Here is a 13,130-nt window from a genome sequence, read left to right as displayed (position 1 = left end):
ACGATAAATAACTATTTAAGTTTAATTTTGCACCGAATTTGGTTTTGTCACTTTCACGGTGACTAAATTAAAAGGGAATCCAGTGTAATTCTGGAACTGTTCCCGCAACTGTAAGTTTATGCCATTTCGCGAGTTTTGGCACCTTCATTAAAATGGAGGGGGTTATTTACTACATAGTCACTGTCCTATTATCTGGATGGGAAGACAAAATAACTTTAAACAAGTCAGGAGACCTGCCAATTTCACAAACAATGGAATTCGATAGACTTTCGGGTAAAAAGTCATTGGTATGAAGAAAACACTTTTATTTTCCTTACTTGTTTTTATAAGCCTAAACAAGGCTTTTGCACAAGAGAACCCTGTCATCAACCTAAAAGAGGTCGTTGTTTCCGATATTCGCCTAAAGCGGTATGCTGAAGGTCATAAGGTCACCGAATTACGGGATAGCACTGTGAGACAACAGAATAATTCATTTACCACCCTGTTGGCTTTTAATTCAAATATTTATTTCAAGGAAAATGGTTTTGGTATGGTTTCATCCCCTGCTTTTAGGGGTACCAATGCCTCACATACTGCGGTAATCTGGAACGGTATCAATATCAATTCCCAATTAAATGGGCAGACGGACTTCAATACCATTGACCCTTTAAGTTATAATTCGATTGGTATTCGAAGTGGGGGAGGAAGTGTACAGTATGGTTCTGGTGCCATTGGTGGTAGTGTTCATTTGAACAACGACCTCCGATTTGATGATCATTTTGAACATCGGGTTTTATTGGGGTATGGAAGTTTCGAAACAAAAACAATCAATTATAACCAAAGCTATGGGGATTCCCGATGGTCGTCCAATTTTGGAATCAATTATAAAAAATCGGATAACGACTATAAATATTTAAAGACCGATACCAAGAATGTTAATGGGGAATTTGAGCGATTGAACTTTAATTTCAATGCCGGTTACGTACTTTCCGATAAACAGGTCATGCGTCTCTATCATCAGAGTTTCATTGGGGATAGAAACCTATCGGGAACCCTAGTGGCAGAAGGCCGAAGTAAATATAAGGACAACCAATACCGTACCCAATTGGAGTGGGGGCGTTTTGGGGAAAAAGCAACTTCAAGGGTAAAAGTGGCCTATTTGCAAGAAGAGTTTAGGTATTATGAGAATAAAGACTCTGACAACCATTCCTTTGGCAAAGTGTCAACTTTTTTGGCCCGATATTCTTTGGATATGAAGTTATCCAAAGTATTTAGGTTAAACTCTTTTCTGGAATTTGATAACTATAAAGGGAAAGGGGATAGTTTTGGTTCACCTACACGAAATGATTTTTCGGCCACTGCTCTGCTCAAGCATCAGGTATCTCCTAAACTGGCCTATAATATTAGTCTTAGGCAGGATTTCTCTTCGGATTATAGCAGTCCTTTAGTTTTTTCGTTGGATGGGAAATACACCATCAACGAGTATTATGACATACAATTGAACGCTTCCAAAAACTTTAGGACCCCTACATTTAATGACCTTTACTGGCAACCTGGTGGTAATTTGGATTTACTGGCTGAACAATCCTATCAAATTGATTTGGGGCATCGTTTACGGTTCGGTGGCATAACCTTCAATCTTAATGGTTATTACATTGCTACCGAGGATATGATCAAATGGCTTCCTGGCAGTGACGGAATCTGGTCCCCGATAAATATTGATGATGTGCGTATTTATGGGTTGGAAGGGGAACTTGGTATTGATTATAAAATCGGAAAGAACCAAACAATTGCTTTCAAATCAAATTACGCCTATACCGTTTCCGAAGATCAATCAACAAAAGAACAATTAATATACGTGCCTTTTCACAAGGCCAATGCATCCGTGGCTTATGGTATTTTAGATTTCAATGTGTTTTATCAACATTTATACAATGGTCCTGTCTCGATTATCGGAGGGGAATTGGAAGGCTATGATGTTGCCAATGTAGGAATTAATTATACGGGTACCCTGCAAAAAAAGTTAAAGTATACATTAGGTTTAAGCATCAACAACGTCTTTGATACCTATTATGAAAATATAGCATTGCGTCCAATGCCAAACAGAAATATTCAATCACAATTAATACTAAATTTTTAAGACCAATGAAATTCAAACATTTTTTTATTACAGCAGCACTGGCATCATTCATTTTTGTAGGATGCGATGACGATGATGATGATCAACCGGTAATAGGGGCACTAGAGGTGTCAACTGCCATTGAAACAGCTGATGAGGGAGCAGGATCGGTAGATATCACTTTTAGTACTACACCGGCTATTGACACCGATGTAACCATTACCTATGAAGTATCCGGTACGGCTACCTCTGGAGAGGATTATGAAGCGCTGACAGGATCGGTAGTTTTACCTGCAGGTGACCTTACCGTTGCCCAAAGCATTACGCTTATTGACGATGAGGAAGTAGAGTCTTCAGAAGATCTTATTGTTACCATTACGACCATAGCAGGTAGTGAAGACTTGGTTATAGGTGTTAAAGATGAAGCAACATTGTCTATTACCGATAATGACTCTTATCCTTTTGAAAATGGTATCATTGTTACGCATGAAGGTAATTTTTTCCAAGGAAATGCCTCAATTTCTTTTGTTTCCAATGATTATGAAACAGTACAAAATGAGGTATATGCTACTGTAAACGATGTCGATTCTTGGGCCGATAATATTCAGAGTATGGCTTTCAATGGGGATTTCGGATATATTGTTGTAAATAATTCACAAAAAGTGGAGGTTGTTAACCGTTATACATTTGAGTCTGTAGCCACTATTGACACGGAACTTTTAAACCCAAGATATATGGCCATTGCCAATGGCAAAGGTTATGTAACCAATTGGGGTGACGGTAGTGATACTGAGGATGATTATGTAGCCGTTATCGATCTTGAAGAAAATACCGTAGTATCTAAGATTCCGGTTGCAGAAGGTCCAGAAAGACTTGTGGTAAAAGAAAATACGATTTATGTGGCCATGCAAGGTGGTTATAACCAGAACAATATCGTTACGGTCATAGATGCTGCAACTAACACGGTATCTACGACTGTTACTGTTGGTGATCGTCCTAATTCCTTACAATTGGATACCGAAGGAAACCTATGGGTGCTTTCTGGTGGTAATCCTGCCTGGACAGGTAATGAGACCTTAGCGCAATTGGATAAAATAAATACAGCGGATAATACGGTCTCAGCATCTTTTGAATTTGCTGAAACGGAACATCCTGGGGCATTGGTTACCGAAGGTAGTAATCTCTATTACTATCTGTCAAGCTCTGTATTCAAAATGGAAACTGCTAGCACCGCCCTTCCTGCAACTGCTGAAATAACCGGACTTAGTTTTTACGATATGGCTGTGAACGAAGGTATTCTTTATGGTGTTGATGCCAAGGATTATACGAGTAATGGATCCTTGGAAATATATGACCTAAGTGATTATTCATTATTGGCGTCTAAAGAGGTATCTATTATTCCGGGGGAAATCTATTTCAACGGTACGGCCGAAAGATAATAGCACATTATATTTATTATAATGAAAGAAAAAGGGCTCTAGTTATAGAGCCCTTTTTTTATGGATTGTTGTTTTTGGTTTATTCAATGGATTTCTCCAAATTAAGAGGTTTGTCCAAAATCATATTATCTTTTAGAACAGAGAACATTTTAGAATTTGTCATAACACTTGCAGGCATACTTACCTCGAAACTGCGTTTGCCCGTTGTACCGGTAATCTCTTGAATGGCCCTTGCCAATAAAGGCTCATTGGGATCTCCCCAAGCCCCAAGGTTTTCCAAGTCCTCCTCAAGTTCAATATCGGGAGTCAAACCTGAGGTGTAGTCGGAAAAGCCATCGGCGTTTTCGTTTCTGCCTACCAAAGGTTGAATGGCCCATTGATTGTTTGGGTTTATTTCACTCTCCCGTTCTGAATTATAAATATAGCTCCCTTCAAAATCATCGACCATGGTGATTGAGAATTCGTTTTTACCACGTGTGGTTTCACCAATATGAACAACATCAATATAGGGGGCTAGTCCGTTTATCACCAATTCACTGGCTGAAGCGGAACTGTTGGTTGCAATGATGTAAACTTTGGAAAGACCTAGGGTATTCACAGGAGAGCCATCATCTGTTTCACTTGCAAAATAGTCAGTTAACTGAGAATCACTTAATTGTGGTTGAATTTTATCATTCCATCGCTGTCTTAGAAATAATTCATCGGTGTTTGTACCGTAAATCATACTGGATAATAGTACGGCTGAATTTACCGATCCCCCAGGGTTATAACGAAGATCCAAAATCATGCTGGTTACACTTTCGGCCTTAAAAGTCCCAAAGGCATCATTTAGGTCTTCATCAAATTCATTGGTAAAGCTGTTATAGACTAGATATCCGATTTTTTCCCCTCCAATATCAAAGGTTTTTGATAGGAACACAGGATTCTCAACCAAGCCTTCCATCTTTGTTAAGGTTACTTCTTTGTCATTTGGGGTGATTTGGTTGTTGGCAATATCGGCCATATTCAAGGTGTAGGTATCGTTGTCTCCAAATAGTAGGTCAATATAATTGTCAACAGTCAAGGTCTGACCGTCCACTCCGGTGAATAAATCACCTCTCGCAATATCCTTGGTTGCCGCATCTGAATTTGGGACAATGTACCATACATATCCAAATACATCATCGCTATCACTGAACCTTTTCAAGCCAAATTCCAATCCGTTACTTTTCGATATACCGGAAAATGCTTGTGTCAATTCCCGATAATCGTCCGAGTAAAAACTAAAACGATCTTCCGAATATAACAATTGATCGTCAAAGAAAGTTCCAGGTTCTGATTCTGAAGCCAAAAATTCGGTGTACGCAGCAATACCTTCATCTGTATTCGGGAATTTGTCATCGGCCAAATTGGGTACATCGGCTTGCCAGAAATACCAGAAATTCATGGCTTTCCACATAAAATCCTGTACTTCTACATCGGCAATAGGATCTGGGTCAATGCCATCCGGTGGCGTAAGGTCATCATCACTTTTTTTACAGGCGGTCAATAATACTCCAATGGAAAGGAATAGCAATACATACTTTTTCATAAATTTCTTTTTTTTGCAACTAGTAGTGAAGAACCTCAATTATCATTCCAGAAATTGAAAAAATATACGGGGGGACATTCATACTTTTTAATAACTATTTACGTAACTTCTTTTACTTTGGATGCCCAATTTAAAGACAATATCAAGAAATAAAAATTATTTGTAACAAAATCGTTTATACTTCGTCTTCCTTTTGTAGACCCGAAAGTGGTGCTATGAACAACCAAGCAACAGAATGAAACAGTCGGAATTTTTAAATGTGGTAATGCCTTTTAAGGATAAACTCTACAGGTTGGCAAAACGTTTGCTGGTCTCCAGGGAAGAGGCTGAAGATGCCACACAGGAAATTTTAATGAAACTTTGGGCGAAAAATGAAAACATAGGTAAATATAATAATGTAGAGGCCTTTGCGATGACGATGACAAAAAATTTCTGTCTGGATAGGTTAAAGTCGAGACAGGCCGGTAATTTAAAACTTGTGCATAGTAACTATGGGGATGATAACACTTCGTTACAGAAACAGGTAGAAGTTAAAGATAGTTTGGACTGGGTAGGGAAGATCATGGAAGAACTACCGGAACAACAAAAAATGATATTACAATTGCGGGATGTCGAAGAATACGATTTTGATGAAATAGGGGAGTTATTGAATATGAAACCAACCGCAATACGTGTTGCCTTATCAAGGGCACGTAAAACTGTAAGGGAAAAATTAATGCAAAAACATAGTTATGGAATTGGATAGAATTGAAAAATTATTGGAAAAATATCTTGAGGGTTCTACTTCGATTGTCGAGGAGAAAGAGCTAAGAGCATATTTTGCACAGGAAAATGTAGCAGCACATCTAAAGCAGTATGCCCCCATGTTCCAGTACTTTTCCATTGCCAAGGAAGAACGGTATACCAAAGAGTTGCCATTGAAAAAAAGAAATATAAACTATAAGTGGCTTTCCATAGCTGCGATGGCTGTTCTACTGTTTGGCATATACTTTGGTAAGGAGTACCAAGAAAAGAAAGAAGCCGAGTATGCCTATAATGAAACTAAGAAAGCCTTGACCTTATTGGCCGATAATTTTAATAAAGGCACCGAAAAGGTGGCTTATTTGAATGAGTTTGAAAATACAAAACAAAAGATTTACAATAAAAATTAAAAATTAAAATGATGAAGAAAATTATAATCACAATTGCATTGGCAGTTTTACCTGTACTTGGCTTTTCACAGTCCGCCTTCGATAAATATGAAGATTTGGACAATGTAAGCGCCGTAGTGGTCAACCAAAGTATGTTCAGGTTGCTGTCAAATATAGATGTTGAGGTAGATGATCCCGAGGCGAAAGACTTTATGGATATCGCCAAAAGTTTAAAGAACCTAAAGGTGTTCATTACAGAGGATAAGGGTATATCTGCCGATATGCTGAAAACCATGAACCAGTATCTGAAGAGTGCCAAAATGGAAGAGTTGATGCGTGTTAAGGACAAGGATGCCAACGTTAAGTTCTACATTAAAAATGGTAAGGATGAAAACCATGTGAGTGAACTGTTGATGTTCGTTACGGGAATCAACAATGTAGATGTTGAGGTGAATGGCAGAAAGTTCGAAACCGTATTGCTTTCCCTTACCGGTGATATCGATTTAAGGAAAATAGGGTCACTTACAAAAAAGATGAACCTTCCTGAGGAATTGAACGAAGCAGGAAAAAAGAATTAAAATCAAAATTAAGTGGTGGTCCAAGGAATAAACCACTTGAACCATCACTATCATCAATCAATCATAATTAATCAAACTGCCAATTGGCAAAAAAACGACAGTCATGAAAAAAATCACATTAATTTTAGCAATCGCCCTTTTACCGTTAGCCGGATTCTCACAATCTATTTTCGATAAGTTCGAGGATATGGACCATGTAGGTTCCGTAATAGTCAATAAGGGAATGATAGATTTGTTAACCTCTATCGGAAGCTTGGACGATGATAAGGAAGCCAAGGAGTTCGTGGAAATGGCCCGTGGAATCGACGGGATCAAAGTCTTTATTACTGAGGATAAAGCCGTAGCCGCCGATATGTCAGCAACGGTTCGTAAATATCTAAGATCCTCTTCATTGGAAGAATTGATGAGGGTAAAGGACAAGGATGTAAATGTTAAGTTCTATATCAGAAATGGAAAGAAAAAAGACCATGTCACCGAATTACTGATGTTCGTTTCCGGATTAAAAGAAATGGATGTAGATGTACATGGAAGAAAGTTCGAAACGGTATTGGTCTCAATGACCGGGGATATAGATCTGAACCAAATAAGTGCATTGACCAAGAATATGGACCTTCCTGAAGATTTGAACAAGGCGGGGAAGCACAAAAGATAAAACTTAAACCGGTTATTGGCCATAATACCAGTAACCGGTTCGTTGTTATTGGGAACACGTATTAAACTAGAAAAATGAATAAAATTGTTAAAGTACTATCGGTAGTCGTAATCCTTGTTATCAGTAGTTGCTCATCTACCCAAAGCCTTCAAGAATATTTTGTCGATAACTCGGAAAACCCGAATTTCCTTTCCGTGGATCTTCCTGTGAGTCTTTTGAACATGGATAAAGTGGAGTTGAGCGAAGCTGAAAGGGAAGCATTGAATTCCTTGAAAAAAATGAACGTATTGGCTTTTAAAAAGAGCGACACGAATTCAGTTGAATTTGAGGAGGAAAAAACCAACGTAAAGGCCATTTTAAAGAACGAGAAGTTCATCGATTTAATGAAACTCAATACCAGCTATGGCAAAGGGGTCATTAAATATATCGGGAATGAAGAGGAAATAGATGAAGTAATCATTTATGGAGACAATGATGAAAAAGGATTTATGCTGATACGTGTTTTGGGAAACAATATGAAACCGGCCAATTTGGTCCAATTTATGCAAGCCGTTCAAAAATCGGATTATAAGGGAGAAGGTCTTTCCGATATCGCGGATTTCATTAAAGGTTGAATTTCCAATAGCTTTTCAAACTAAAGCTTTAAAGTCCAATCTGTAAGGTTGATAATTTATCGATTTTCTTGAATTCTATTTTTTGGGTTCGTTCACAATCCGGATAAATGGGTCTATGTTTAGCTAGGCCCTTTGTTAATTACTCGTTGTTCTTCCTGTGTTTTATTGATATTTATCCCAAATTAGTTGGTCTATTCCATAAAAGTTTTAATGGTGAATACTTATATTCGCACTACTATTAACTATAACACTTTATTAAAATGGAAAAAGCAACTGAATGGTTTAATTATGGCATTGAATTGGCCAAAGAATTCGGACCAAAATTATTGACGGCAATCCTCATCTACCTCGTTGGTTCTTGGGTTATCAAGAAAATCGTAGGGGCTACCCGAAAGATGATGGCCAAAAGTAAATATGATGAATCACTTCAAGGTTTTTTATTAAACTTGATTTCGTGGGCATTAAAAATATTTTTGATTCTTTTGGTCATATCCCAATTAGGGGTTGACGTAACCACATTTGCCGCGGTAATCGCTGCTGCCGGTTTGGCCGTTGGTTTGGCCTTGCAAGGGTCGTTATCGAACTTTGCGGGTGGAGTATTGATCATGATTTTCAAACCATATAAAGTAGGAGATCTAATTGAGGCTCAAGGAGAGTTGGGTGTTGTTAAGGATATTGAGATTTTCACAACCAAAATGACGACTCCTGAAAATAAATTGGCCATTGTTCCTAACGGCGCTATGGCGAACGGTAACATCGTAAATTATACGGCTGAAGGTGTAATTCGTGTAGATACTACTATCGGAGTAGGTTATGGGGAGGATATTAAGAAGACCAAAGAGGTATTGTTAAATGTATTAACCTCTAATCCTTTGGTATTGCAAGATCCGGCACCATCTGTAAATGTTTCTGAATTGGCCGACAGTTCAGTGAACTTTGCCGTGCGACCATACTGCAAACCGGAACATTATTGGGATGTTTATTTTGGAACATTGGAAAATTGTAAACTGGCCTTGGATAAAGCCGGAATTGAAATTCCTTATCCACACTCTGTGGAAATCCACAAGGAAGGATAGTTCTTCATTGGATATCGATACAAATAAAAAGCCACTCTTATTTTTTATAAAAGTGGCTTTTTTTTTATGAATTTAATCGGTCTTAAATACCTGTATAGTTGGAAGGGTTTATTGCCTTCAGTTCGGTTTTAATACTATCGGAAACTTCCAATGTATCAATAAAACCGGCAATGGTATTTTGGTTTATCTTCTCATTGGTACGTGTTAGGCCCTTTAAGGCTTCATACGGGTTAGGATACCCTTCTCGCCTCAAGATGGTCTGTATGGCCTCGGCAACCACGGCCCAATTGTTCTCAAGGTCCTGTTCTATTTTTTCCTGGTTCAATAAAAGTTTGTTCAGTCCCTTTAATGTAGATTGAAAGGCGATCAATGTATGTCCAAAGGGCACACCTACGTTTCTTAGAACGGTACTATCGGTTAAGTCCCGTTGTAGCCTGGAAACTGGTAATTTGGCTGATAAATGCTCAAAAATGGCATTTGCAATTCCTATGTTTCCTTCCGAATTTTCAAAATCTATGGGGTTGACCTTGTGGGGCATGGCAGAAGAACCTACTTCGCCCTTTTTTATTTTTTGTTTAAAATAATCCATAGAGACATAGGTCCAGAAATCACGGTCCAAATCAAGAATAATCGTATTAATACGTTTTAAGGTGTCGAATAATGCCGCTAAATGATCATAATGCTCTATCTGTGTAGTTGGGAAAGAGTGCGATAACCCCAATTTTTCTTGTACGAATTGCTTGCCAAAGGCTTTCCAATCAATATTGGGATAAGCTATTTTATGTGCATTGTAGTTACCTGTTGCACCACCGAATTTTGCAGCACTGGGTATATCGTTCAATAAATTGAATTGTTCTTTCAGTCGTTCTACATACACATCTATTTCTTTGCCTAGACGGGTAGGGGAAGCTGGTTGACCATGCGTTCTGGCCAATAGGGGTACGTTGGCCCATTCTTCCACCAATTCCTTCAATCTATCCAAAACTTCAAAATACATGGGAACGTAAACATCGTTCATTGCTTCTTTGATAGACAATGGTATGGCGGTATTGTTTATATCCTGGGAAGTGAGCCCAAAATGTATGAATTCTTTATAGCTGCCTAGGCCTAAAGTGTCAAAAGCTCGTTTAATAAAGTATTCAACGGCCTTTACATCATGGTTGGTGGTCATTTCAATATCCTTGATTTCCTGTGCATCTGCCGTATCGAAGTTCTTATAAATATCCCTCAACGCATCAAATTTGGAAGAATCGAACGATTCTAGTTGAGGTAAGGGAATTTCACAAAGAGCGATAAAATATTCAATTTCAATAAGAACCCTGTATTTAATCAATCCTTCTTCGGAAAAATAAGGGGATAAAGAAACAGTTTTACTTCTATAACGACCGTCAATCGGCGAAATGGCATTCAATTGGGATAATGACATGGTTGATGTGATGGGTTTTGGTTAAAAGTTGCAAAGATACTTATTCATAGGTGAGTTTAAAAGGTTTGCAAAGCATTGTTTGTATTTCTTTTCAACACGGTTTCAAGGCGTTGAGCTTATCAAGGGTCAATCTTGCCCTTGCTTTGTAGGCTGAGCTTCCTGAGGCATAGTTCTGTTCCAAAACCAACTTTAATTCGGGATGTATCCAATCAAATGTTTTGCCAAGAAGAAACAAAGAGGTCATTGAGTAGGCTTTGGAAGCTACTTTGTGATCACCGATAAGCCAGTCAAAACAAGCACTTGCCATTCGTTCTAAATGATCTAGGGACAAAACAGTCTGTATGTTGTTCGGTTTCCTGGAGAAGAATGCCTTGCTCAAGATCTCGCATATTTTCGCCATGGGCCGTATAGAGGATTCTGATTTCAAAGTATGTAGACCTTGGGTAAAGTTGTTGATATAAGGTAAAATGAATTCCGGGTTCTGTTTCACCACATATTCCAAAATCCAACATGCTTTATCGCATACAGGATTCTGTCCTTCGAAAGCTATTTGTAATAATGGGGCCAATAGTTTAGGATTGCCCATGACCGAACGGGTCATTTGCATACGTTTTTCCCTTGTAGCATTTACATAGTCCAAAGATTGTATTAATTGCTCTTTAGTCACAATTATTTGTATTTTTGATTAAACGTTCGCCCCAATGAAAATAATAAAAAAAATCGCGTTAGTACTGCTTTTAGTATTAATTGCCATGCAGTTTTACCGACCTGCAAAGAATTTGTCACAAGGAAACCATACGTCTGATTTCATCGCTGAAACCAATCCTTCGACCGAGGTACAGGTGATATTGGAAAATGCCTGTTATGATTGCCATAGCAACAATACCAAATACCCATGGTACAATAATGTGGCCCCCTTGTCTTATTGGCTTTCCGATCATGTGGAAGAAGGTAAAAGTGAACTGAATTTTTCGGCTTGGGGGAGTTATTCCAACAAAAAGAAAAGTCATAAGTTAGAAGAAGTCGCCGAAGTGCTGGAAGAAGGGGAAATGCCTTTAAAATCATACACTTTGATGCATTCTGAAGCCGAATTGACAGCAGCTCAAAAAGATGCAGTAATTGCCTGGGCAAATCAGTCTAGATTGCTTTATGAATTAAATCAGCAACCACAATAGGCACGCCCTTGGTTGCCTTTTCAGGGATAACCTGTAGCATTCTTTTCGGATTACTTTTAATCGAAGGTCTTGGGTCAATAAAGAATATGGGAGTCTGTGTCGGCACAAAGTCAATTAAACTGGCTGCGGGGTATACTTGCATCGATGTACCAATAATAATCAGGAAATCGGCCATAGAGGTAATTTCCTTTGCCTTTCCCATCATGGGCACTTCTTCGCCGAACCAAACGATATGTGGCCGTAATTGATGTCCGTTTTGGCAATAGTTCCCCAGATTTAAATCGTTATACCAAGGAATAGGTTGTCCGCCATTTGTGCTGCGCACTTTTAAAAGTTCCCCGTGCAAGTGAACAACATTTGAACTACCGGCCCGTTCATGAAGGTCATCTACATTCTGGGTAATTATGGTTACCTTAAATCGTTCTTCGAGATTCACTAAAGCCTTGTGAGCGATATTAGGAGAGACTTGCTGTAATTGCCTTCTTCTTTGATTGTAAAATTCAAGGACCAATTCAGGGTTTTTTGAAAAACCTTGGGGAGAAGCTACTTCCATAACATCGTGCCCTTCCCAAAGACCATTGGCATCCCGGAAGGTATTAAGTCCACTTTCGGCACTCATCCCAGCTCCTGTAAGTATTACCACGTTCTTTTTCATTTTATAAAAATAGACCTTTTTCTTATATTCGAATTATGATAGACCAACAACTTTTAGACTACCTTGAGGGGTTTATTTCGGCAGAAAGAAAGGAACGTTTCCTGAACGTATTGGAAGAGCGTTCCAAATTTATTACGGTTGCGATTGAAGATGTTTATCAAATGCACAATACCAGTGCCGTAATACGTAGTTGTGAGGTTTTTGGGTTACAGCAGGCCCATGTTATTGAAAGTAGATTTGGTAAACGATTGGACAAGAACATTGCCATGGGCGCACAGCAATGGGTAGATGTGCAACGGCACGAAACCACGGAATCGTGCATATCCTTATTACGGGAACAAGGGTATCGTATCGTTGCTACGACACCACATAACGATTCTTGCTATCTTGAAGATTTTAAGATCAATGAAAAAACAGCATTGTTTTTCGGAACTGAAAAAGAGGGCTTGAGTGAGGAGGTAATGGGCAAGGCGGATTCGTTTTTGAAAATACCAATGGTCGGTTTTACCGAAAGTCTGAATATCTCTGTTTCTGCGGCCATTATCCTGCAACATCTTACCGTAAAAATGAAATCACAACAATTGCCTTGGAGGTTAAGCGATGAAGAAAAACTTGAGAAGCGATTGGATTGGACTCAAAAGTCAATCAAAAGTATCGATGATATTTTGGAGAGATACTACAGGTGAATTTAATTTTTTACTATATTTAATAACAACC

At 38.6% G+C, this 13,130-nt stretch carries 14 protein-coding genes and 1 riboswitch; of the genes, 10 read left to right on the top strand and 4 right to left on the bottom strand.

Annotation, left to right across the window (positions count from 1 at the left end; genetic code table 11):
• Positions 1 to 22 precede the first annotated feature (22 nt).
• A riboswitch (cobalamin riboswitch) is annotated at positions 23 to 255 on the top strand.
• 34 nt (positions 256 to 289) lie between these two features.
• Positions 290 to 2,119, top strand: coding sequence for a TonB-dependent receptor plug domain-containing protein (locus GJ691_RS18220; RefSeq protein ID WP_154369569.1), 1,830 nt, complete (start codon positions 290 to 292; stop codon positions 2,117 to 2,119).
• A 5-nt stretch (positions 2,120 to 2,124) separates the two neighbouring features.
• Complete coding sequence (locus tag GJ691_RS18215; protein WP_154369567.1) at positions 2,125 to 3,537, top strand: Calx-beta domain-containing protein; 1,413 nt, start codon at positions 2,125 to 2,127, stop codon at positions 3,535 to 3,537.
• A gap of 79 nt (positions 3,538 to 3,616) precedes the next feature.
• On the opposite strand, the gene GJ691_RS18210 is transcribed toward GJ691_RS18215, so the two are convergent.
• The gene (locus GJ691_RS18210) at positions 3,617 to 5,107 is read right to left on the bottom strand and encodes a S41 family peptidase (protein ID WP_154369564.1); all 1,491 of its coding nucleotides are present in this window, start codon (positions 5,105 to 5,107) and stop codon (positions 3,617 to 3,619) included.
• Positions 5,108 to 5,342: 235 nt separating this feature from the next.
• Here GJ691_RS18210 and GJ691_RS18205 point away from each other — a divergent pair, with 235 nt between their 5' ends.
• The 6 genes from GJ691_RS18205 to GJ691_RS18180 all read left to right on the top strand — a co-directional run bounded on the left by GJ691_RS18205 (position 5,343) and on the right by GJ691_RS18180 (position 9,157).
• Positions 5,343 to 5,852, top strand: coding sequence for an RNA polymerase sigma factor (locus GJ691_RS18205; protein ID WP_154369562.1), 510 nt, complete (start codon positions 5,343 to 5,345; stop codon positions 5,850 to 5,852).
• Positions 5,839 to 6,258 carry a hypothetical protein gene (locus GJ691_RS18200; RefSeq protein WP_154369560.1) on the top strand — a complete coding sequence of 140 codons (420 nt, stop codon included), beginning with the start codon at positions 5,839 to 5,841 and terminating at the stop codon, positions 6,256 to 6,258. The genes GJ691_RS18205 and GJ691_RS18200 overlap by 14 nt, the downstream gene beginning before the upstream one ends.
• 11 nt (positions 6,259 to 6,269) lie before the next feature.
• Entirely contained in the window at positions 6,270 to 6,815 is a 546-nt protein-coding gene (locus tag GJ691_RS18195; RefSeq protein WP_154370073.1) for a DUF4252 domain-containing protein, read from the top strand.
• 103 nt (positions 6,816 to 6,918) lie between these two features.
• Positions 6,919 to 7,467: a DUF4252 domain-containing protein gene (locus tag GJ691_RS18190; protein WP_154369558.1), complete on the top strand. Its 549-nt coding sequence runs from the start codon at positions 6,919 to 6,921 to the stop codon at positions 7,465 to 7,467.
• Positions 7,468 to 7,541: 74 nt separating this feature from the next.
• The gene (locus GJ691_RS18185) at positions 7,542 to 8,081 is read left to right on the top strand and encodes a DUF4252 domain-containing protein (RefSeq protein ID WP_154369555.1); all 540 of its coding nucleotides are present in this window, start codon (positions 7,542 to 7,544) and stop codon (positions 8,079 to 8,081) included.
• Positions 8,082 to 8,341: 260 nt separating this feature from the next.
• Entirely contained in the window at positions 8,342 to 9,157 is an 816-nt protein-coding gene (locus GJ691_RS18180; RefSeq protein ID WP_154369553.1) for a mechanosensitive ion channel family protein, read from the top strand.
• An 82-nt stretch (positions 9,158 to 9,239) separates the two neighbouring features.
• Here the strand turns inward: GJ691_RS18180 and purB are convergent, their stop codons facing one another.
• Positions 9,240 to 10,583 carry an adenylosuccinate lyase gene (purB, locus tag GJ691_RS18175; RefSeq protein ID WP_154369550.1) on the bottom strand — a complete coding sequence of 448 codons (1,344 nt, stop codon included), beginning with the start codon at positions 10,581 to 10,583 and terminating at the stop codon, positions 9,240 to 9,242.
• Between the two features lie 91 nt (positions 10,584 to 10,674).
• Positions 10,675 to 11,250, bottom strand: coding sequence for an adenylosuccinate lyase (locus GJ691_RS18170; protein WP_179955170.1), 576 nt, complete (start codon positions 11,248 to 11,250; stop codon positions 10,675 to 10,677).
• Positions 11,251 to 11,284: 34 nt separating this feature from the next.
• Between GJ691_RS18170 and GJ691_RS18165 the strand changes: the two genes are divergently transcribed.
• Positions 11,285 to 11,758, top strand: a complete 474-nt coding sequence (locus GJ691_RS18165) for a heme-binding domain-containing protein (protein WP_154369548.1) — start codon at positions 11,285 to 11,287, stop codon at positions 11,756 to 11,758.
• On the opposite strand, the gene GJ691_RS18160 is transcribed toward GJ691_RS18165, so the two are convergent.
• Complete coding sequence (locus tag GJ691_RS18160; protein ID WP_154369546.1) at positions 11,721 to 12,413, bottom strand: SIR2 family NAD-dependent protein deacylase; 693 nt, start codon at positions 12,411 to 12,413, stop codon at positions 11,721 to 11,723. The two genes, GJ691_RS18165 and GJ691_RS18160, sit on opposite strands and share 38 nt — an antisense overlap.
• A gap of 35 nt (positions 12,414 to 12,448) precedes the next feature.
• On the opposite strand from GJ691_RS18160, the gene GJ691_RS18155 reads away from it, so the two are divergent.
• Positions 12,449 to 13,099 carry a TrmH family RNA methyltransferase gene (locus GJ691_RS18155; RefSeq protein ID WP_154369544.1) on the top strand — a complete coding sequence of 217 codons (651 nt, stop codon included), beginning with the start codon at positions 12,449 to 12,451 and terminating at the stop codon, positions 13,097 to 13,099.
• The last annotated feature ends 31 nt before the right edge of the window (positions 13,100 to 13,130 follow it).

The organism is Maribacter luteus (assembly GCF_009674825.1).
GTDB classification, from domain to species: Bacteria; Bacteroidota; Bacteroidia; order Flavobacteriales; family Flavobacteriaceae; genus Maribacter_A; species Maribacter_A luteus.
The sequence above is the reverse complement of the archived record's forward strand: the minus strand, read 5'-3'. Positions and strand labels throughout refer to the sequence as shown.